Origin of the sequence: Neogemmobacter tilapiae, assembly GCF_014652215.1 — a bacterium.
Classification (GTDB): Bacteria; Pseudomonadota; Alphaproteobacteria; order Rhodobacterales; family Rhodobacteraceae; genus Neogemmobacter; species Neogemmobacter tilapiae.
The window spans coordinates 18347-39504 of the sequence record NZ_BMYJ01000007.1 but is presented as its reverse complement, the minus strand read 5'-3'; the positions used below and the strand labels follow the sequence as shown (position 1 = coordinate 39504).

Annotated in this window: 19 protein-coding genes; 10 read left to right on the top strand and 9 right to left on the bottom strand. The window is 62.1% G+C overall.

Annotated elements, in window-relative coordinates; all coding sequences use genetic code 11:
- Positions 1-178: 178 nt before the first annotated feature.
- Together IE095_RS12050 and IE095_RS12045 are read left to right on the top strand one after the other, a co-directional pair.
- Positions 179-517 carry a hypothetical protein gene (locus IE095_RS12050; RefSeq protein WP_189411921.1) on the top strand — a complete coding sequence of 113 codons (339 nt, stop codon included), beginning with the start codon at positions 179-181 and terminating at the stop codon, positions 515-517.
- A gap of 54 nt (positions 518-571) precedes the next feature.
- Complete coding sequence (locus IE095_RS12045; protein ID WP_189411920.1) at positions 572-1765, top strand: PqqD family peptide modification chaperone; 1194 nt, start codon at positions 572-574, stop codon at positions 1763-1765.
- A gap of 3 nt (positions 1766-1768) precedes the next feature.
- Here IE095_RS12045 and IE095_RS12040 read toward each other — a convergent pair whose 3' ends face one another.
- Entirely contained in the window at positions 1769-2482 is a 714-nt protein-coding gene (locus tag IE095_RS12040) for an anti-sigma factor family protein (RefSeq protein WP_189411919.1), read from the bottom strand.
- A gap of 43 nt (positions 2483-2525) precedes the next feature.
- Positions 2526-2993, bottom strand: a complete 468-nt coding sequence (locus tag IE095_RS12035) for an RNA polymerase sigma factor (protein WP_229804752.1) — start codon at positions 2991-2993, stop codon at positions 2526-2528.
- Between the two features lie 112 nt (positions 2994-3105).
- On the opposite strand from IE095_RS12035, the gene IE095_RS12030 reads away from it, so the two are divergent.
- From IE095_RS12030 to IE095_RS12015, 4 genes are all read left to right on the top strand, one after another.
- Positions 3106-4494 (top strand): S8 family serine peptidase, encoded by a 1389-nt coding sequence (locus tag IE095_RS12030; protein ID WP_189411917.1) that lies wholly within the window; start codon positions 3106-3108, stop codon positions 4492-4494.
- Between the two features lie 155 nt (positions 4495-4649).
- Complete coding sequence (locus tag IE095_RS12025; RefSeq protein ID WP_229804751.1) at positions 4650-5270, top strand: ImuA family protein; 621 nt, start codon at positions 4650-4652, stop codon at positions 5268-5270.
- Positions 5161-6693: a DUF6504 family protein gene (locus IE095_RS12020; protein WP_229804750.1), complete on the top strand. Its 1533-nt coding sequence runs from the start codon at positions 5161-5163 to the stop codon at positions 6691-6693. The genes IE095_RS12025 and IE095_RS12020 overlap by 110 nt, the downstream gene beginning before the upstream one ends.
- Positions 6693-9971: an error-prone DNA polymerase gene (locus IE095_RS12015; protein WP_189411915.1), complete on the top strand. Its 3279-nt coding sequence runs from the start codon at positions 6693-6695 to the stop codon at positions 9969-9971. The genes IE095_RS12020 and IE095_RS12015 overlap by 1 nt, the downstream gene beginning before the upstream one ends.
- A 212-nt stretch (positions 9972-10183) precedes the next feature.
- Here IE095_RS12015 and IE095_RS12010 read toward each other — a convergent pair whose 3' ends face one another.
- The 3 genes from IE095_RS12010 to ychF all read right to left on the bottom strand — a co-directional run bounded on the left by IE095_RS12010 (position 10184) and on the right by ychF (position 14128).
- Positions 10184-11557, bottom strand: a complete 1374-nt coding sequence (locus IE095_RS12010) for an NAD(P)/FAD-dependent oxidoreductase (RefSeq protein WP_189411914.1) — start codon at positions 11555-11557, stop codon at positions 10184-10186.
- Positions 11558-11559: 2 nt separating this feature from the next.
- On the bottom strand, positions 11560-12906 hold the full coding sequence (locus IE095_RS12005; RefSeq protein WP_189411913.1) for a glutamine synthetase family protein: 1347 nt from the start codon (positions 12904-12906) through the stop codon (positions 11560-11562).
- A 124-nt stretch (positions 12907-13030) separates the two neighbouring features.
- Positions 13031-14128 carry a redox-regulated ATPase YchF gene (ychF, locus tag IE095_RS12000; RefSeq protein ID WP_189411912.1) on the bottom strand — a complete coding sequence of 366 codons (1098 nt, stop codon included), beginning with the start codon at positions 14126-14128 and terminating at the stop codon, positions 13031-13033.
- A gap of 111 nt (positions 14129-14239) precedes the next feature.
- Between ychF and IE095_RS11995 the strand changes: the two genes are divergently transcribed.
- Complete coding sequence (locus tag IE095_RS11995; protein WP_189411911.1) at positions 14240-14650, top strand: VOC family protein; 411 nt, start codon at positions 14240-14242, stop codon at positions 14648-14650.
- Positions 14651-14667: 17 nt separating this feature from the next.
- On the opposite strand, the gene IE095_RS11990 is transcribed toward IE095_RS11995, so the two are convergent.
- From IE095_RS11990 to IE095_RS11975, 4 genes are read right to left on the bottom strand one after another with little or no spacing between them, the layout of a single operon-like run.
- Entirely contained in the window at positions 14668-15795 is a 1128-nt protein-coding gene (locus IE095_RS11990) for a Gfo/Idh/MocA family protein (protein ID WP_189411910.1), read from the bottom strand.
- Positions 15788-16585, bottom strand: a complete 798-nt coding sequence (locus IE095_RS11985) for a 3-methyl-2-oxobutanoate hydroxymethyltransferase (protein WP_189411909.1) — start codon at positions 16583-16585, stop codon at positions 15788-15790. The genes IE095_RS11990 and IE095_RS11985 overlap by 8 nt, the downstream gene beginning before the upstream one ends.
- The gene (locus IE095_RS11980) at positions 16585-16899 is read right to left on the bottom strand and encodes a MocE family 2Fe-2S type ferredoxin (protein WP_189411908.1); all 315 of its coding nucleotides are present in this window, start codon (positions 16897-16899) and stop codon (positions 16585-16587) included. The genes IE095_RS11985 and IE095_RS11980 overlap by 1 nt, the downstream gene beginning before the upstream one ends.
- Positions 16900-16906: 7 nt before the next feature.
- Positions 16907-17983, bottom strand: coding sequence for a fatty acid desaturase family protein (locus IE095_RS11975; RefSeq protein WP_189411907.1), 1077 nt, complete (start codon positions 17981-17983; stop codon positions 16907-16909).
- A gap of 134 nt (positions 17984-18117) precedes the next feature.
- Here IE095_RS11975 and IE095_RS11970 point away from each other — a divergent pair, with 134 nt between their 5' ends.
- The 3 genes from IE095_RS11970 (at position 18118) to IE095_RS11960 (ending at position 21134) form a co-directional block, all read left to right on the top strand.
- Positions 18118-19155, top strand: coding sequence for a LacI family DNA-binding transcriptional regulator (locus tag IE095_RS11970; RefSeq protein WP_189411906.1), 1038 nt, complete (start codon positions 18118-18120; stop codon positions 19153-19155).
- A 144-nt stretch (positions 19156-19299) separates the two neighbouring features.
- Complete coding sequence (locus tag IE095_RS11965) at positions 19300-20109, top strand: TIM barrel protein (RefSeq protein WP_189411905.1); 810 nt, start codon at positions 19300-19302, stop codon at positions 20107-20109.
- A gap of 83 nt (positions 20110-20192) precedes the next feature.
- Positions 20193-21134 (top strand): sugar ABC transporter substrate-binding protein, encoded by a 942-nt coding sequence (locus IE095_RS11960; protein ID WP_189411904.1) that lies wholly within the window; start codon positions 20193-20195, stop codon positions 21132-21134.
- The last annotated feature ends 24 nt before the right edge of the window (positions 21135-21158 follow it).

Genomic DNA, 21158 nt, shown 5'->3' with positions numbered 1-21158 from the left:
GGGCGGAGGTAAGGGATTGTTTCCCCCCGGTCAATGGAAGGGGTGACGAGATGTGAGGGGGAATTTGCCGGATTCCCATGCAGATTTTTTTCTTGGGGCGGTGGAATAAAGCTTTCGGCCCATCGTTGTTCATCCATCGCCGCTGGAAACGGCGGTTGAAACAGGAAAGGACAAAAAGATGACCGATCAACCCGAAGGCCCGAAACTGTCGCGGCGCAAGCTGTTCACCCAATTGGGGTTGGCTGCTGGCACCGTGTATATGGCCCCTGCGATGCTGCATCTAAGCCCGGCCATGGCCGATGGCCGCGATGACAATTCGGGCAACTCCAAGCCCTCGCGCAATTCGAAACCCTCGCGTCCGAGCAAGCCGAAAAAGTCGCGGCCGTCGCGTCCGAACAAACCCAAGAAGTCGCGTCCTTCGCGCCCGAACAAGCCGAAGAAATCGCGGCCATCGCGCCCGAACCGGCCCGATCGCAAGACGCGTCCGTCGCGCCGTTCGCGCCCGTCGCGCAAGTAACCACTGGGATGCCGCGCCAAACAGGGGCGGCATCCGTTTTTCAAAGGTGATGCGATGAATGCGGTCAAACCCGTCAAGCCCAGCACGATAAGGCTGGATTTCCCAGGTCTGACCCGGCCCATCCATCTGCGCGATGCGGAACCCGTGGCCAATGCCCTGCAAGTCGGGCTGTCAGGCTGGAGACCCAGTGTTCAGGCTGCGGATGCAAGCGACAATCCGGCCTCGGCCACCCATCGCAGGGGCGGGGCTTATGTCGTGCAATCAACTTATCTGGATGAACCGATGGACGGGCTGACGGTGACGGGGGCCTTTTGCGCCATTGTTGCCGACCTGTCGGAAATCTGGTCCGAAGAGCACCCCAAAGATCTGATGCTGCACGCGGGCGGGGTTGTAATCGCGGGTCAGGTGGTGGCCTTTGCGGGCGAGGCGCGGGCAGGGAAAAGCACGCTGATGGCGCGGCTGACGGCTGAGGCTTGGGCGCAGGTTCTGTGCGACGATGTTCTGCCGGTGCAGCCGGACGGGCAATGTCTGGGCCTAGGCATCCCGCCGCGTCTGCGGCTGCCCCTGCCCAAGGCGGTCTCGGCCCGGTTCCGCCAGCATGTGCAGGACAACGCCCCCCTGCGTGATGGGCAATATGCCTATCTCGCGGCGGAAACGACGGCCCCGCATGGCACAAAGGCGGCGATGGGGGCATTTGTGGCGTTGACCCGTCTGGAAAGCGGTCCTGCGCGTTTTCACGACCTGCCCAAAGTGCAGGCTATGGCGCATGTGCTGACGCGCAACATCTCGTTGTCCGACGAAACCGATCCCTTTCTGGAACGGGCGCAAAATCTGGTGGAGGGAGCCGTTTGCCTGCGGTTGGTCTATAGCGATCTGGAGGAAGCGGTGGCCCTGATCCGCCAAGCGTTTTGTGATGGCTTGATCGACATCGGCCCGGCAATGGATCTGCCGCCTGCCCCGGTTCTGTCGCCGGTCGCGCTAAGCGACAGTTGGGCACAAATGGCGCAAGTGCGGCTGCGGCAGCGGGGGGCCGAGACCTATCTTTGGCATCCGCAGGAAAACAGCGTTCTGGCGGTGAACCCCATAGCAGCGGTGGTCTGGCAATTGCTGTCGGAAAGCCAAACGGGGGATGCGATTGCCAAAACCTTGGCCGAAGCCTTCCCGCAGGTCACCCCCGCCACGATCCGCGCGGATGTGGCGCTGTTGCTGGCGCAATTCGAGGCCGCCGGGGTGATCCGGCGGCGATAGGCGCTATTGCAGCGCTGCCATTTCCTCTTCGGGCGAGAGAACCGGACTTGCTTCGGTGGCGGTCAGCCAGGCATCCAGCGTTTCCAGCGACGAGGCCGGGGCATAGCCGTCGTCCGACGCCTGCGCGGCAATGGTCAGGCGGGTTTCCCAGCTTTCGCCCTGCCGACAGGCCACCGAAACCAGCGTCCGCCCATCCGGCCCGTCATACTCAAACTCGCGGCAAAGCGCCCCGTCGCCGGTCAGGAACGACCCAATCACCACCATCTCGCCTCCGCCTTTCAGCGGCTTGCGTTCGCCAGAGGGCAGTTGGCCCAAGGCATCGGTCAGGCCCGGCTGGCCTAGACCCGCCAATTCCGATCCGCCCCCATCATGGGCCGTCTGCATCCCCACGAACAACCCTGCCGCCAGCGCAATCGCTGCGGCGATGGACATGGGCAGGGCGGGAATACGCCGCCAATCGCGCAGCGAGACCACATTCGATCGCGCCTCTTCTGCCCGCGCCTCAGCCGCCAGACGGCGGACATGCGCCACCAGCGCCTCGGGTGCAGGATCAGGGGTGCGCCGCAGCCCGGCCATTGCGGCACGGCTTTTGACAAAGATCGCATAGCGCGCGGCCATGTCAGGGTCAGCCTCCATCGCCGCCTGCACCCGCGCCGCCATGTCGGCGGGCAGTTCCTTGTCGGCCAAGGCCATCAGGATGTCATCGGAATAGGTCATTCTCGTCCCATAGCGTTGATCTGCCCAGATAACGTGCCAAGCCTCATTCTATTCCCAACATCTTTGCAAGATTTATCCGTGCCCGCGAAAGACGGCTCATCACCGTGCCGATAGGGGTTTCCAGAATTTCGGCCACCTCGGCATAGGTCATGTCCTCTATACAAACCAGAACCATCACCTCGCGCTGCTGGTCCGGCAGTTCCGCCATCGCCGCCTCGACCGAGCCCAACATCAGCCGCGCCTCGGTCACCTGCCGCCCGTCGACCGAAGGGCCATCGGCCATGTCGTCGATGGGGATCTGCGCGCCGTGGTTCCGCGTTTTGCGTGTCATGTCGATCCAGGCATTGCGCAGGATACGAAAGGTCCAGGCCGCCAAGGGCGTCGCTGGATCATAATGATTGCGCGCGGCAAAGGCGCGTTCCACGGTGATTTGCACCAGATCATCGGCAATGTCCGGGTTGCGGCAAAGAGAAAGGGCAAAGCGGCGCAGATTGGGCAGAAGGTTAATCAAATCCTCTTCGAACCGGTCAATCCTGTTTTTGTCCGAAGGCATTCGTCACCAACCATGGAATAGTTCACCATGCGGAACGTAGTCAGTGACGTTTGAATTTCCAGCCATGTGGATGACAAAGATGAAAACCCGCCTGATTTCGCCCGGCCTGCAAGTCTTGATGCTGGCCTTGCTGCTGAATTTTCCGGCTTTGCCGGGGGCTTGGCTGGGCTTTGCGGGCATCGCCATGGCAGATGACGATGATGACCGGGGCGGGGACGATGATGACGATGATGATAACCGGCGATCATCACCACGGTCTTCGGGCGGTGGGGATGATGATGACGATGACAGCCCCCGCCGGGCCAGTCCGCGCCGACAGCCCGCGCCCGTCATCGTGCGGCTTCCGACCCGTGTGCCGGATGAGATCGTGGCGCTGGATTTGTCCGCCCCGGATCTGGCGCTGCTGATCGAGGATGGTTTTGCGCTGCTGGAAGAACAAGCACTGGGTCAGGAAAGCATTCTGCGACGCCTGCGGATTCCGAAAGATCTTGCCCTGCCCGAAGCGCGGGCCGTCGTCCGCGCCTTGGAAAGCGCGCCTGACGCCGATTTCAACCATTATTACCGGGCCGAGGAAGAGCCGGCTCTGGTGGCCGAACCCGCACGTGAGGCTCCGCTTTGCGAAGGACCGCATTGCCCGGCCTTGACCCAGATCGACTGGCCGGTGGCACCCTCCTTGCAAACACAATGTGCCGGGATTCCAGTGACGATTGGCATGATCGACACCGGCGTCAACCCGGATCATGCAGCCTTTGACGGGGTGAAGCTGGAGGTGATTGGCGGGGCCCATGCCGATTTCGATGCCTCGCGCGAAGTGCATGGCACGGCAGTGGCGGCGGTTCTGGCGGGCCGTCCCGACAGCCGCTCGCCGGGATTGGTCCCTTGGATGCCCCTGCTGGCGGTGGATGTCTTTCATCTGGATGGCGGGGATGAGCGTGCGGATGTGATGGCCTTGGTGAAGGGGTTGAAAACTTTGGCTGATCGGGGCGTGGCGGTGATCAACCTGTCGCTGGCTGGGCCGCCGAATGCGGTGCTGGAAGAAACCTTGCAGCGTCTGAGTAAGGAAATGGGCATTGTGCTGGTGGCAGCAGCGGGCAACGCAGGACCAAGGGCGCGGCCGCGCTATCCGGCGGGCTATGACACGGTGATCGCCGTGACGGCGGTGGATCGTTCGGGGCGAATCTATCGCCGGGCCGTGGGCGGACCGCATATCGACCTGGCAGCACCGGGCGTGGACATCTGGACGGCAGCCTCGGTTTCCGGTGCACGAGGCAAGACGGGCACGTCTTTTGCCGCCCCCTATGTCACTGCGGCGGTAGCGTTGATCTTGCAGGCCAATCCCGCGCTGACACCGGATGAGGTGATGGCCCTTCTGGCCAGTTCGGCCAAGGATATAGGGGATGAGGGCTATGATCCCGTTTTTGGACACGGGATGCTGCAAGCCACCAATCTGTGCCGATAGATGGCTTGCCCTAAGGGGCGCTGCGGCGTATGAAATGAGAACACAAAGTGAACATTTCTGAGTCGGACCCCAAGTGCACCATGCCCCGGATTTCACATTTCTCCTCGGCAGAACCGCAAAAAAACCATCGGCCAAGCCGGCGTTTGGTGACCCCCGTGGCCTTGTCCGAAGTGTTTGCGGCAAGGCAGGCCGATGGGGCAGCGACGGGCTTTGTTCTGTCACGTCTACCAGATGGACCAGGCCCGGTGCTGTGGATTCAGGACCGGATGACGCGGATGGAATGCGGACAACCCTATCAACCGGCTTTGGGGCGAGCTTTGTTGCGACTGGACCTGTCGCGGCCCGGCGATGGTTTGATCGCGGCCGAAGAAGGTCTGCAATGTGCCTCGTTGGCAGCGGTGGTGTTGGAAATCTGGGGCGATCCGCCGATGCTAAGCTTTACGGCGACCAAACGACTGGCCCTGCGGGCAGAAGCGAGCGGGGTGCCCTGTTGGTTGATCCGGCACGGGGGGCGCGCCGATCTCAGTGCCGCACGCGACCGCTGGCGTGTGACCTCCTTGCCATCCGCCCCACATGCCGACGATGGGCGGGCCCCCGGTGCGGCACGTTGGGCGGTGGAATTGTTCCGTTCGCGGGACAAGGCACCGGGGCATTGGGTGGTGCAGCATGAGGGCGGATGGCAACGGGCGGCGGATCGTGTCGATCTGCCTGCCCGAATTCGCAATGGAACGCTGGCTGCGCCGTCAAGCGCAGCGGTGCGACAACTGGCCCGATGATCTGCCGCTGGCCTTGACCGTGGAAGGGGCGCATGGGCCAGTCGTCCATGCCACCAACCGTGCGGCGCGGCTGGCAGGGGTCAAGATCGGCGGGCGGGTCGTAGATATGCGGGCCTTTTGCCCCGATCTGCGGGTTGAAGAGGCGGATCTGAGTAATGATTTGGCAGATCTGGCGCGCTTGGCCCTATGGGCGCGGCGTTGGTGCCCATGGACGGCAGTGGATGGGGCGGATGGTCTGATCCTTGATACGACCGGATCAGACCACCTTTGGGGTGGCGAGGCTATGATGCTGGCACAGATCGAGGGGGATTTGTCCGGGTTGGGCCTGTCTGCGCGGCTGGCCTTGGCCCCGACCTGGGGGGCGGCTTGGGCCTTGGCCCGCTACGGCGGGGTTAGGGCCATCTGGCGGGGGGGCAGCGATCTGGCAGGGTTGCCCGTGGCAGCCTTGCGGTTGGAGAAGGAAACGGCGCTTCTGCTGCATCGGCTGGGGCTCAAAAGCATCGGTGATCTGGCCGCCTTGCCCCGCTTGGCCTTAGCCCGGCGTTTCGTCAAGGCAGAGCTAGGACAGAACCCCTTGCTGCGGCTGGATCAGATGACGGGGCATTTACCAGAACCTCTCGCCCCGCCCGAAGCGCCACCCTTGTTCCGTGCCATAGCGCGGCTGGCAGAGCCGATTATGGACCCGACATATCATCTGCCGAGCCTTTGCGCCGATCTCGCCGGGGTTTTGGCCAAGGCGGGTCACGGCGCGCGGCGGCTACGACTGACTGTCTATCGAACAGATGGCGAAATCAGTCGGATCGAGGTGGCTTTGGCCTCGGCCAGCCGCGAGGCGGAGCATATGGGTTTTCTGTTTCGGGACCGATTGGAAAAGATCAATCCCGGTTTTGGCTTTGATCTGATCACTTTGGAGGCTTTGGTCAGCGAAACGCTGGGCGTGGTGCAGGCCCAGCTGGCGGGGGGCGAGGATGCCAGCTTGGAACTGGCGCGGTTGGTGGACAGGCTGACTGTGCGTTTCGGGGCAGCGGCACTATCACAGCCTTTGGCACGGGCCAGCCATATCCCCGAACGGGCCGAGGGGCGCGTGTCTCCCTTGGCCGTGATCGAGAACAAGCCCAAACCTCTGGCCGAACGCCCCCCACGCCTGCTGGACCCCGCCGAGGAAGTCCAGGTGCTTTATGCCGTGCCCGAAGGACCACCTGCACAATTTCGGTGGCGCAGGCAGATGCATCGGGTGACACGCTATCAAGGGCCGGAACGGATTGCCCCGGAATGGTGGCAGGACAGGCCAGGGACACGCTTGCGGGACTATTTCAAGGTCGAGGACGAAGGGGGACAGCGTTTCTGGCTGTATCGGGAAGGGCAATATGAGGACGGCCGCGGCGGTGATCCACGCTGGTTCCTGCACGGGATTTTCGCCTGATGCCGGAAATGGACAATGTTCGCATTCGCAAGACTTTGAGCGGGGATTACCCGGAAAATCCGCCTGCCGCCTATGTGGAACTGGGCGTAACGACACCCTATTCTTTCCTGCGGGGGGCCTCGGATGCTGCGGAATTGGTGGGGGCGGCCCATGCCTTGGGCTATCACGCCTTGGGTGTGGCCGATCTGAACACGCTGGCAGGGGTGGTGCGCATACATGCCGAGGCCAAAAAAGCCAGGCTGCGACCCATCATAGGCAGTCGCCTAAAGCTGCTGACGGGCGAGGAATTTCTGGCCTATCCACGAGACAGGGCGGCCTATGGTCGGCTTTCGTCGCTGCTGACCCATGGCAAACGGCAAAAAGGCGATGGGGAATGGCAGGAAAAGGGCGTTTGCGACATCACGCTCTGGAATCTTGTGCAGCACAGCGAAGGCCTGCAACTGATTGCCATACCTGATGAAAATTTGCCCAGAAAGCTGCCTGAACTGATCCGTCTTCTGCCAGGGTTGCGCCATATCGCTGCGGCCTATCTTTATCACGGCGATGATCGGGCGCGGATCAATCGGCTGGATCGGTTGGCGCAAGAGCATGGTTTGTCCATTCTGGCGACAAATGATGTTCATTACCATGTGCCCGAACGGCGGCCCTTGCAGGATGTAATGACCTGCATCCGCGAAAAGGTGATGATCGGACAAGCGGGCTTTCTGCTGGCCGCCAATGCCGAACGCCATCTTAAATCCCCTGCTGCAATGGAACGGCTGTTTGCGGAATGGCCCCATGCCATTCAGGCCACGCGCGCGGTGGCTGATGCCTGCATCTTTGGGCTTGATGAACTGGCTTATCACTACCCACTGGAAACCGTGCCGCCTGGGGAAACCGCACAAAGCCAACTGGAAAAGCTAACTTGGGAAGGGGCCAAAAGACGCTATCCCAAGGGCTTGTCGGACAAGGTGCGCAGCCTGTTAATCAAGGAACTGGGGATCATCGCGATCAAGAAAATCCCTCAATATTTCTTGACGATCCACGAAATCGTCCTGTGGGCGCGGGGCCAAGGCATTCTGTGTCAGGGCCGGGGATCGGCCGCCAATTCGGCGGTCTGTTTCGTGCTGGGCATTACCTCGGTCGACCCGGCTGAACAGGAACTGCTTTTCGAGCGCTTCATCAGCGAAGACCGGGACGAACCACCCGACATCGATGTCGATTTTGAACATGAACGGCGGGAAGAGGTGATTCAGCACATCTATCGCCAGTATGGTCGTCAAAGAGCCGGGCTTTGCGCGACCGTCATCCATTATCGCCCCCGCTCGGCCATTCGCGAAGTGGGCAAGGTGATGGGCCTTTCCGAAGATGTGACATCAGCCTTGGCGAAGACCGTCTGGGGCAGCTGGGGCACAAGCATGGGAGAGGCGAATAGCCGCGAAGCTGGCGTGGATCTTAGCGATCCGCTGATGCGACGGACGATCCGACTGGCGGAACAGCTGATTGGTCTGCCGCGGCATTTGGGCCAGCATGTCGGCGGTTTTATCCTGACGGAAGGCACCCTCTCGGAAACGGTTCCCATCGGCAATGCCGCCATGCCAGACCGCAGTTTCATCGAATGGGACAAAGACGATATCGACGCGTTGGGTATCCTGAAAATTGATGTTCTGGCCTTGGGGATGCTGACCTGTATCCGAAAATGTTTTGACATTTTACAGCGGCAATATGGCGTGCAACTTGATCTGGCCTCCATCCCACCGGACGACAAAGATACCTATGATATGCTGTGCAGGGGGGACAGTATTGGGGTCTTTCAGGTGGAAAGCCGGGCGCAGATGAACATGTTGCCGCGCCTGAAACCCCGCAAATTCTATGATCTTGTCGTCGAAGTCGCCATTGTCCGGCCCGGTCCCATTCAGGGCGACATGGTTCATCCCTATCTGCGTCGGCGCAGTGGGAAGGAGCCTGAAGACTACCCCGCCCCTCGTGACAAACCAAATGAGCTGCGCGAAATTTTGGGGCGCACCTATGGTGTGCCAATCTTTCAGGAACAGGCGATGAAAATCGCGATGGTCGCGGCCGAGTTCAGCCCGAAAGAGGCGAATGCCCTGCGCAAGGCGATGGCCACATTTCGCGCACGGGGGACCATTGGGGAACTTGAGGAACTGATGGTCAGCCGCATGATTGCCCGCGGTTATGAACCCGATTTCGCCAAACGCTGTTTTGACCAGATCAAGGGGTTTGGGGACTATGGTTTTCCTGAAAGCCATGCTGTCAGTTTTGCTTTGTTGGTCTATGTGTCCAGTTGGTTAAAGTGTCACTATCCGGCAGCCTTTGCCTGCGCCCTGCTGAACTCCCAGCCGATGGGCTTTTATGCACCGGCGCAGATTGTGCGGGACGCGCGGGAACATGATGTCGAAATGCGGGCGGCGGATGTGAATTTCAGCGAATGGGATAATACACTGGAGCCGTCAGGCAACAGCTTTGCCTTGCGGCTGGGCTTGCGGCAGGTGGATGGGCTTGGGAAAGCGGCGGCTTTGCTTTTGATAGCAGCGCGGGATGAACCCTTTGTGCGTCTGGATGATCTGGCCAGCCGCGCCGGGCTGAACAGCCGCACGATCCGTGCGCTGGCCGCGGCGGATACGTTCCGGTCAATGGGCCTCGATCGTCGGGCAGCCCTTTGGGAGGCGCGGGCCCTGCGCGATGCCCCCGACCTGCCGCTGTTCCGGCCCGGACAGGACGAAGGTGAAGAAAACCCGACGCCGCTGCCGCAGATGCCATTGTGCGAACATGTGGTGGCCGATTATCAGACGCTTCGGCTGTCGCTCAAGGCGCATCCGATGGCCTTTCTACGGGCAAGTATGACCCGGCAAGGTTTTGTAAAGGCCGCCGATCTGGGCAAGATACGGCACGGGGAAACGCTGCAATTGGCTGGGCTGGTGTTGGTAAGGCAACGTCCGGGCAGCGCAAAAGGGGTTTGTTTCATCACCCTAGAAGATGAAACAGGGGTGGCCAATTTGGTGGTTTGGCCCAAGGTCATGGCGGCATTTCGCAAGGTGATCATGACCGCACGACTGATGCAGGTCACAGGTCGAGTGCAGCGCGATCCCGACAGTGCGGTGGTCCATGTCGTGGTTGACAGCCTGTTAGACCGCAATGATGCGCTGCAACGCTTGGCCGACACGCGGCTGGTGCCCCCCCTGTCCCGCGCAGATGAGGTGGCCCGCCCAATCCCCGACCCGGTGCCTGGCCATCCGCGCAATGCCCGGATCATCCCCAATTCGCGGGATTTTCATTAGGCAATTGCTTGCGGACCAAACGGCTCGGGCCAAAAATTTTTGCGCCAAAGGGCCGACGAAGCAGGACTTGTTTCACAAGCCTGGACCAAGACCCGGGCTTGATGTTCCCTGTCGCACCATTGAACGAGCGGGCGGCATCCATCTTGACTTCTATCTTTGAGCATCGAAGGACGAACCCCGCCTTAACCTTCTGCCGTCAAGCGGCCGTTTGACTAGCGTCCCGTTAGCCAGTTGCCCAAGCGCGCAAGGCGTGAGGGTCCGGCCCCCGGCTGCGCCTCGGCGCGGTCGGCGGCGTTCAGCAGGCGGTACATGCCGCGCACGCCCAGCCAGCGCAGGGGTTCGGGCTCCCATCGGCGAACACGGCGGTTGACCCAAGGCAGATTGGTCAGTGGGGTCGACCGGCCCAGCGCCAGATCGGCAAGGGTGCGGCCTGCAAGGTTCGAGGTGGACACACCGATGCCAACATACCCCCCGGCCCAGCCGAGGCCTGTGGCCGGATCCAGCCCAACGGTGGCGCACCAGTCACGCGGCACGCCCAGAACACCGCACCAGGCATGGTCAATGCCATAGGGCACAGCCTCGGGGAACAGTTGGGCGAGTTTGCCTTTCAGCCAATCAATCGTGCCCTGATCCGGCGCGCCGCCGGTATCGGTGCGCGAGGCAAAGCGGTAAGGAATGCCCCGTCCACCCACCGTCAGCCGCCCCTCGCGGGTGCGCTGGCAATAGGAATAGGAATTGGCATAGTCCCCCAAAATCTCGTGCCCCTGCCAGCCGACCTTTTCCCAAAACGCGTCGGGCAGCGGCGGCGTCACGATCTGTGCCGAGTTCAGCGGCACCCAGTCGCGGTGCGAGCCGGGCAGGTCGGCGGTAAAGCCCTCGGTGCAGCGCAGGATGATGGGTGCGCGGATCGTGCCTTGATTGGTGGTGACGATGCCCTTGGATAGGCCGGTGACTGGGGTCTGTTCCACGATCCTGACGCCAAGGCCTTCGACCACCCGCGCCAGCCCCTGCACCAGTTTCGCGGGCTGAACGCGGGCCACGCCCGACAGCACCATCGCGCCCAAAGCCCCGGGAATGCGCACACGTTCCGCCAGTTCCACCGCCCCGATTTCCCGCACCCGGTCGCCTTCACCCCAGGCCTGCTTATGGGCGATTTCTTCGCGCAGCCGGGCCAGTTGTGCGGCGTTCACGGCGACCATCAATTCGTCGGTGCGGTGAATGTCGGCCTCAATGCCATGCTCTTCGCAAACGCGGATCACCTCATCGACCGTGCCGCCCATGGCCGCAACCATATCCAGCACGCCCTGACGGCCCCCCGTCGCGGCATAGCGGTCATGGTTCCAGGCAAAGCCCCCCGACAGCCAGCCGCCGTTGCGACCGCTTGCCCCAAAGCCCGCAAATTCCTTTTCAACGATCAGGATGTTCAGGTCAGGCTGCGCCTGTTTCAGGTAATAGGCCGCCCAAAGCCCGGTATAACCTGCGCCCACGATGCAGACATCGGCGGCAGCGTCCCCTGCCAAGGCCGCACGGGGGGCGGGAAGGCCCCCCATGTCGACATACCAAAAGGACACGTCACCGCGACGCATGGCTACAGATACCAGTCATGTTCCCGAGGCAGAACCTCGGCCAGAAAGGCATCCAGTTCCCGCCGTTTGATCGCGGCATAGGCGGCAGGATAACGCGGCCCGAAATAGGCCGGCAGGACCACCGATTGCTCCAGCCGGTCCAGCGCCGTCCACAGTTTTGCGGGCATGGCCGGGTCCATCACCGCCCCCGCATTGCCTTCGCTGGCGGGGCCCGGCCCATTGCCGCTGGACAGGCCATGGTGGATGCCCGCCAGAACCGCCGCCATCACCAGATAGGGGTTCGCCTCGGCCCCGGCAAAGCGGTGTTCAATCCGCCGCGCCTGCCCACCCTCAGCCGGAATGCGGAAGGCCACCGACCGGTTGTTCACCCCCCAAGTCGTGTTCACCGGCACGAATTGATCCGGCGCAAAGCGGCGATAGGCATTCAGGTTCGGCGCAAAGATCGCCATCGCCTCATAAGCCGTTTCCTGCAATCCGGCCAAAGCGTGCCCCAACAGCACGTCCCCCTCGGGCGCGCTGTCGTCAAACAGGTTGTGCCCCTTGTCGTCAGCAAGGCTCACATGGATATGCAGCCCCGAACCCGATTGCCCGGCAAAGGGCTTCGACATGAACGTCGCCTCATAGCCCGCTTTCGTCGCCACCGCTTTGATGATCCGCCGCAGCAAAAGCGCCTGATCCGCCGCCAGAAGCGGGTCGTCCAGATGGCCCAGGTTCACCTCGAACTGCGCCGCGCCATATTCGGCGGTGGCCGCCCCTGCGGGCAGGCCCTGCGCCTGACAGGCCGCATCAATCTCGGCCAGCAAATCGCCCCATTCGTCAAGCTTGTCAAAGGCCAGCACCCGCGCCCCATCCGGACTGCGGCCGATCTGACCGGGGCGGGCCTGTTGCAGCAGGCCCTGATCATCCCGCTGGCACAGATAGAACTCCAGCTCACAGGCCACGACCGGCTTTAGCCCCATCGTACCGAACTGGTCGATCACCCGGCTCAGCACGGCACGCGGATCGAACCACCAGCCCTGTTCGCCCTTGGGCGGGCGCGGCGCGATCATCACCTGCGCCGTATCGGCCCGCCAAGGCACGGGCACCAAGGTTCCGGGCAGCGGAAAGGAAATCGCATCCGGGTCACCATCGGAAAAACCGATGCCATTCACATCCCAGCAATTGCCCTGCGCATCCAGCGTGGAAATGCCCGCGCAAAAGGCGACGCCCGACTTCCACACCTTTTCGGCATCCCGTGCCGGATAGCGCTTACCGATGGCGTTGCCGCACAGATCGAACATCACGGCATCCAGAAACTTGGTTTCCGGATGTTTGGCCAGATAGCTGGCCCATTCAGACTTTTGCGCCATGCGGACGCCCCCTTCCCCAGTCAGGCCCGTCCCTGGGCCCTGCCCCATGCTTTAACGTTCACGGGGCAGAATCAAGCCTTTTGGGTGGCGGGCAAAAGATGTCGGAAAACCGATCAGCCCCCGATCAGCCGTTGAACAGGAAATGCAGGACGTCGCCGTCCTTGACCTCATAGGTCTTGCCTTCCACGCGGAACTTGCCCGCCTCCTTGGCCCCCGCCTCGCCGTTTCCGGCGATATAGTCATCGTAGCCGACAGTTTCGGCCCGGATGAAGCCCTTTTCAAAGTCACCATGAATGACGCCTGCCGCCTGCGGCGCCAGCGTGCCCTTCAGGATCGTCCAAGCCCGCGCCTCTTTTGGGCCCACGGTGAAATAAGTCTGCAAGCCCAACAGCGCATAGCCCGCCTTGATCAGCCGGTCCAAGCCCGCCTCGTGCAGCCCCATTTCCTCAAGGAACATCGCGGCCTCATCCTCGGCCAACTGGCTGATCTCTTCCTCGATCCGGGCCGAGATTACCACCGAACCCGCCCCCTGCGCCCGTGCCATTTCCGCCACGCGCGCCGACTGGCTGTTGCCGGTCGCGGCCTTCGTCTCCTCGACATTGCAGACGTAAAGCACTGGCTTTGACGTCAGCAGTTGCAGCAGACGCCATGCGCGCTGATCATCTTCGGCCACCTGCACGGTCCGTGCGGGTTTGCCCTGTTCCAGAGCAGCCAGGGCCAGGCGCAAAAGCCGGTCCTGATCAACCAGTTCCTTGTCGCCGCCCTTGATCTTGCGGGCCAAGTTCGCCAGCCGCTTTTCGATGCTTTCCATATCGGCCAGCATCAGTTCCGTCTCAATGGTTTCCGCATCGGCGACCGGATCAATCCGGCCTTCGACATGGGTAATATCCCCGTCTTCAAAGCAGCGCAGCACATGGGCAATGGCATCGCATTCGCGGATGTTCGCCAGAAACTGGTTGCCCAACCCCTCACCCTTGGACGCACCCCGCACCAGCCCCGCGATATCGACAAAGGTCATCCGCGTCGGGATGATCTGCTTAGAACCGGCAATCGCGGCCAGCTTGTCCAGACGGGCGTCAGGCACGGCCACTTCGCCCACATTGGGTTCGATGGTACAGAAGGGAAAGTTCGCCGCCTGCGCCGCAGCCGTCCGGGTCAGGGCGTTGAACAGGGTGGATTTGCCCACGTTCGGAAGGCCCACGATGCCCATCTTGAAACCCATGATCTTTCCCTTTCGCGCTTTGGCCGCGTCCTACAGGGGCCACGCCTGCAAGGCAAGGCTTGCGCGACTCGTGCCCAAGGGGGCAGGCTAGGGCAAACAAAGGAGGATGCCATGACCTTTACCCCCTTCCTGCACTTTCAGGGCCAATGCGCCGAGGCGATGGCTTTCTATGCGCGGGTCTTTGGCACCGGCCCCGCCCTGATCAGCCGCTACTCCGACATGCCTCCGGCGGCCGAAGGGCCCCCCTCTTCGGACAGGGTGATGTTTTCGCAGATCGCCTTGGGTGATCATATGTTGCAGGCCAGCGATTTTCCCGAAGGAGTCGAAGGCGATCCGCAAAAGGCGGTGTCGGTGGCTTGGGGCAGCAAGGATCTTGAACAGGCGCAAGCGGTATTTGAGGCGCTGAGCGACGAGGGGGCGGTGATCATGCCATTTGCATCGACCTTTTGGTCAATGGGCTTTGGCATGGTTAAAGATCGGTTCGGCACACATTGGATGATTTCTGGGCCGTTGACGGCCTAGGTCTCCTGACACAGCCTTCAAATCTGATCCAGCCGCACGCGCCGCCCCTCTCGGGCGGAAACTGCCACCGCGTGGATGGCTTTTTCCAGCTCTAGGCCCGCCGTGAAATCAACCACGGGGCGGCTGTTGTCGCGGATGGCGCGCAGAAAGCCCGCCAGTTCTATCACCTTCAGATCGTTGAACCCCAGTTGATGCCCCGGCGCGGGGCAAAAAGCGCCATAGGGCGGGTGGTCGGGCGATGTCAGGATCGTGGTGAAACCCTGCGTGGCCTTCGGCCCCGCGTTCTGGAACAGTTGCAATTCGTTCATCCGCTCCTGATCAAAGATCAGCATCCCCGCTGTCCCATGCACCTCGAACCCCAGCCGCGATTTGCGGCCCCAGGCGGAGCGTGAGGATGTCATGACCCCGCTGACCCCGCTTTCAAACCGCAGCAGGGCCGAGGCCACGTCTTCGTTTTCGACAGCCGCATGACCCGAACCATCCGCCAAGGGCCGGGTTTTGTGGATCGTGTCGATCTCACCCAGAACGCTTTCGATGGGTCCGGCAAGGCCTGTCAAAAGGCTGAACAGATGGCAGCCGATATCCCCCAAGGCCCCCAGCCCCGCATCCTTGATCGTGGCGCGCCAGGTCCAGGGCAGGTTTGGATCGGCCTGATAATCTTCGTCCACCCAGCCCCGGATATGCACGACCCGCCCAATCGCCCCATCGGCCACCAGACGGCAGGCATGGGCAAAGGCCGGATTGGCCACATAGTTATAGCCCAGTTGCGTTTTCAGACCTGACGCCCGCGCCGCAGCCTCCATCGCGCGGGCATCCTCCAGCGTCAAAGCCATCGGCTTTTCGCACCAGACATGTTTCCCCGCTGCTAAGGCGGCCAAGGCCATTTCGCGGTGCATCCCGTTCGGCGTTGTGATGCTGATCACCTGAATCGCCGGATCCCCCAGCAGATCGCGCCACTGGTCGGTGGCGCGATCAAAGCCGAATTGCGCCGCCATCGCCTGCGCCTTATCCAAGGGCGTTTCCGCCAAGGCCACCAGCCGCGCCCCCGGCACGTCCCCCATCACCGCCCGCACCGAGCGATAGGCCAAGGCATGGGCCTTGCCCATAAAGCCCGTGCCAATCAGGCCGACGCCGATTTCATCCATGGTTCAACCCTTCCAGAAAGCCCGCAAATTCGGCGTCATCCACGCTGACATCATGTTCCGCACCGGGATAGGCCCCCGCCTGCACATCCGCTACGAATTCGGCAAAGGCGGCCAGCCTTTCGCCTTGCAGCCTTTCATATTCCGCCCGGAAATTGCGATAGGTTTTCGCATGGCGCGGTTTGTGGCCACGGGTGCAGCCCAGCACATCCTCGGCGAACAGATATTGCGCATCGGTCCCCGAACCGGCCCCCATGCCAAAGGTCACAAGGGGCGAGCGGCGCGACAGTTCTGCCCCCACACGCGCCGGAACCACCTCCAACTCCACCGCCACCGCCCCGGCTTTTTCCAAGGCGCACATATCGGCCCAGACCTTCAGCGCGCTGGACGCAGTCTTACCCACCGCCTTGAACCCGCCGGTCCATGTGGCCTTGGAGGGTACAAGCCCCACATGGCCCACCACGGGCAGGCCTTCGGCAGACATCCGCGCCACCGTGTCTAAAGACGCGCCGCAGTAATAGGCATCGCCCCCGACCGCCCGCGCGGCGAAACCGGCGCGCAGGTAATCTTCGGCAGTGATCAACTCGCCATACAAAAGGCCGACCTGCACAAAGCAATCGCCCGCCGCTTCGCGCATTTCGCGGGTCCACAGGGGGGCGATGATCGACAGAACATCCGCCCCCGCCGCCGATGCCGCCGCCGCCTCGTCCAGCGTTTCGACATACAGCATCGAGAGTTTCCGTTGCCCTTTGGCCGCCCGCAGGTCGGCCACTGTCATGCGTTTCCCAGCCATCATTCCACCTGCAACATCACCCGACCGCCTTCGACGCGCACCGGATAGGTTTTCAGGTTCACGCAGACCGGCGCCCGCATCGCCTCGCCTGTCCGATAATCGAACTGGCCGTTGTGTTTCGGGCATTCGATCAGATGGCCCATCACCAGACCGTCACACAAGTGCACCTCTTCATGGGTGCATTTTCCGGCGGTGGCAAAGAACTCGCCCTCGGGCGAATGATAAATCGCATAGGTCCGCCCTGCATGGTCAAAGCGGATCAGGTCTTCTTCGTCCACGTCCGCGGTGGCACAGGCGTCAATCCATTGGGTCATCTCGTCCTCACTCTGCCGCGCCAAGAGCGGCTGTATGGAAATCTTCACGATAGGGTTTTGCGGTCGCGGGTAGCTCGCGTTTCAGAAAGTAGTCCTCGTTCCGCAGCTGCCGCCGCAGGGCGGGCCACATCTGGCGAAAGCCCTCGGCGATGGAACGGTTGGGCGCAGGCAGGTCGTGCTTGATCGTTTCATGCAGGCGCGGCAGGGCGTGATAAGGCACCATCGGGAACATGTGATGTTCAACATGGTAGTTCATGTTCCAATAGATAAAGCGGCTGACCCTGTTCATAAGAACCGTGCGGCTGTTCAGCCGGTGGTCGATCACGTTGTCCGCAAGGCCCCCATGCTGCAACAGGCCGGTCATCACATGATGCCATGCGCCATACAGACGCGGCAGGCCGATCACCATCAGAGGCAGGATCGAACCCATCCACAGGGCCAAAGCGATGGTCGCCAGATAGATGGCCAGATGCACCTGCGCCACGCGCCGAACCTTGGGCCATTCGCTTTCGGGCACAAAGGTCCGCTCGTCCTTGGTTGGTCCGGTCAGCGCGTTCTGAATCAGGGTTGGAAAGAATTTCAGCACATCAAGGATGCCGAAAAAGTTCAGGATCAGCTTGGCGAATTCCGGCGGGCGCATCACCGCAATCTCGGGGTCGCGGCCCACGATATAGGTGTCGGTGTGGTGCCGCGCATGGCTCCACCGCCAGGTTGCCGCATTCCGCATGATCATGAAGGACGCGATCTGATAGACGGCGTTGTTCATCCAAGGCGTCTTGAACGCCGTTCCATGCCCACATTCGTGCCAGCGCGAGTCCGACGCCGACCCGTAAAGCACACCGTAGGCCAGCCAGAACGGCGCGGACCAAAGTGAGGGCCAAAGCCAAATGCCCAGACCCGCAAAAAGAATCATGCAACCATACAGAACAATCGTATCGCGGATGGCCGGCCCATCGCTGCGCCCCATCAACTCTTTCATCACCTTGCGCGGCACTTCGGTATGATACCATTCCGCCGCCGCCAGCCCGGTTTCGACCGCCCGCGCCCCATCCGGACCCAAAAGGCTGTAATTTCGTTCCGACATGATCCCCTCCCTTGACCGATGGCCCAGTTTCCATGAATAGAACGCATGTTCCATTTGACGGAAAGAGCGGTCTGGATATTCTCATCAAAATTCGTCAGAATGCTGCGGTGATCTGACGAGATCAGGGGGACGTTATGGCAAGGCGGGCGGGGATGGCCGATCTGGCCAAAGCGGCGGGCGTGTCGGTGGCCACCATCGACCGGGCGCTGAACGGGCGGGAATCGGTGTCGCAGACGACACGGTCGCTGATTGTGGAAACCGCGATGCGCATGGGGCATCCGGCGCTGCTGCGGCTGACAGGGGGCACCGGGGCCGTCCATCGGCCCGAGGTGCGCTTTGGCGTGGTGCTGCACAAACAGGGCCAAGATTTCTATAAAGCGTTTTCCGAGGAACTGCACCGCCAGGTGGGCCAAGTTGAAGGCGTGCGGGGCCAGTTGGTGCAGGATTTTGCCATTTCGCAGGCCCCTTCGGAAATGGCGGGGCTGCTGCGGCGGATGGCGGGGCGCTGCGACGTGATCGCGGCGACGGCGGTGAACCACCCCGAGGTGACGGCGGCGGTCGAGGATCTGCGGGCGCAGGGCATCCGGGTGTTCTCGCTGCTATCCGACTTCGGGCAAGGCGCGCGAATCGGCTATTTGGGCCTGAACAATCTGAAGATCGGGCGGACGGCGGGCTGGGCGACGGCGCTCGCGGCCAAGGGGCCGGGCAAGGTGCTGCTTTATGTGGGCGGCCACCGCTGGCACGGCCATGAACTGCGCGAAACCGGCTTTCGCGCCTATCTGCGCGAGGCGGCCCCGCAGCTGGAGGTGCTGGAAACCGTCGTCAATCTGGAAACCCGCGCGCTGACCTATGAAACGACCAAGGCCGCAATGGCCCGACACGCCGACCTGCGCGGCGTCTATGTCGCAGGCGGCGGGATGGAAGGCGCGATTGCCGCGCTGCGCGAGGCCCCGCGTTTGGGCGAGGTGGCTTTGGTTGTGTCCGCCCTGACCCCCGATTCGCGGGCCGGACTGGGTGAAGGGGTGATTACTTTGGTCACAAACACGCCCTTGGAAAAGCTGTGCCGCGAATTGTTCGACCGCATGGCCAAGGTGGCCCTGGGCCAAAGCGATGTCGCTGATCTGGGCCAGATTTTCCTGCCGCCCGACATTCATGTGGCCGAGTCGATCTGAATCAAGGCTGACGAACAATCGTCAAATTTCAGGCAAAATCGGGCCTGCGATTTTCTGATTTGGAATATTTCAATTGATGATGTTCAAATTTGGAATACCAATTCCATAACGCCGCCTGTCGGGGCGGATGGGATGGAGAAAGACATGACGCAGTTTGCGCTGAACCATATGACGGCCCCCGGCCTGTCGTGGGAAGCGTTCCTTGATCTGGCCAAGGGGCTGGATTGTGTGGGGGTGGAATTCCGCAATGACCTCAAAGGCCCGCTGTTCGGCGGGGCCGATCCGGTGGTGGTCGGGCAAGCGGTACGGGATCGCGGTCTGCGGTTTCTGGCGCTGGCCGAGGTGAAGATGTTCAACGACTGGTCCGATGCGAAAGCGGCTGAGGCCGAGGCGCTGATGGTCATTGCCAAGGCCGCTGGGGCGGAGGCGGTCAGCCTGATCCCACGGAATGACGGGGTTGCGACGGACCGCGCGGAAAGCCGCAAGGTGACGGAACGGGCGCTCCGGGAAATCCTGCCGATGCTGAAAGCGCATGGTTTGAAGGCGATGGTAGAACCCTTGGGCTTCGCCGTGTGCAGTCTGCGCTACAAGGATATTCTGGCCGATGCGATCGACACGGTGGGCGGGGTTGGCACCTATTACATGGTGCATGACACGTTCCACCATCATCTGGCCGGGGGGGGCGACCTGTTCCCCGAATTGACGGGCATCGTTCATGTCTCGGGCGTGGTCGATCCGGCGGTTGCGGTGGATGACATGCGCGATCCCCACCGCGTTCTGGTCGATGACCGCGACCGCCTCGGCAACATCACGCAGATCCGCGATCTCCAAGCGGCGGGCTATGACGGCCCCGTCAGCTATGAGCCTTTCGCGCCCGAGGTCCACGCAATGGCCGATCACGGGCCCGCGCTGCGGGATTCGATGGATTTCATCCGCGCGGGTCTTAGGGCCTGAGCGAAGAAAGCCGCCCCTTCGGGAGATGGGGGCGGTCCGGCAGGGAGAACGGTGTGCCGGACACCGAAATGGAGGAGAGAACCATGAAAAAGACGCTTCTTGTTGCCGGTTTTTCGGCGCTGATGACCACCACCGCCATGGCCGATGGGATCGGCGTGTCGATGGCACTGTTTGATGACAACTTTCTGACCGTCTTGCGCAACGGCATTCAGGCACACGCCGATGCAAACGGCCTTTCGGTGCAGATCGAAGATGCCCAGAACGATGTGGCCAAGCAATTGGACCAGATCAACAACTTCATCGCTTCGGGCGTGGATGCGATCATCGTGAACCCGGTTGATACCTCGGCGACGCAAGCCATGTCGGATGCCGCCGCTGCGGCAGGCATTCCGCTGGTCTATGTGAACCGTCAGCCGATCAACGTCGACACGCTGCCTGACAACCAGGCCTTCGTCGCCTCGAACGAAGTCGAGTCCGGCACGCTGGAAACCATCGAAGTCTGCCGCCTGTTCAAGGAACAGGGCAAGACCGAGGCGAATGTCTATGTCATGATGGGCGAATTGTCGAACCAGGCCGCCGTGCAGCGCACCGCCGACATTCATGACGTGATGGCGGCAGGCACCTGCGCCGTGACGCTGAACATCATCGACGAGCAAACCGCGAACTGGAGCCGCGATCAGGCACAAAGCCTGATGACGAACTGGCTATCCTCGGGCACGGCTTTTGATGGCGTCATCGCCAACAACGATGAAATGGCCATCGGCGCCATTCAGGCGATGAAGGCGGCAGGGCTGGACATGGGCACCATCGTGGTGGGCGGTGTCGATGCGACGCAGGACGCACTGGCCGCGATGCAGGCGGGCGATCTGGATGCGACCGTGTTCCAGAACGCCGCCGGTCAGGGTGCGGGGGCGCTGGACGCCGCCGTGAAACTGGCCAAGGGCGAGGCTGTGGAACAAAAGGTCTATATCCCCTTCGAACTGGTGACCCCGGCGAACATCGACAACTACCTGTCGAAGAACTGAGCCTTCCGGGGGCGCACAAGATCG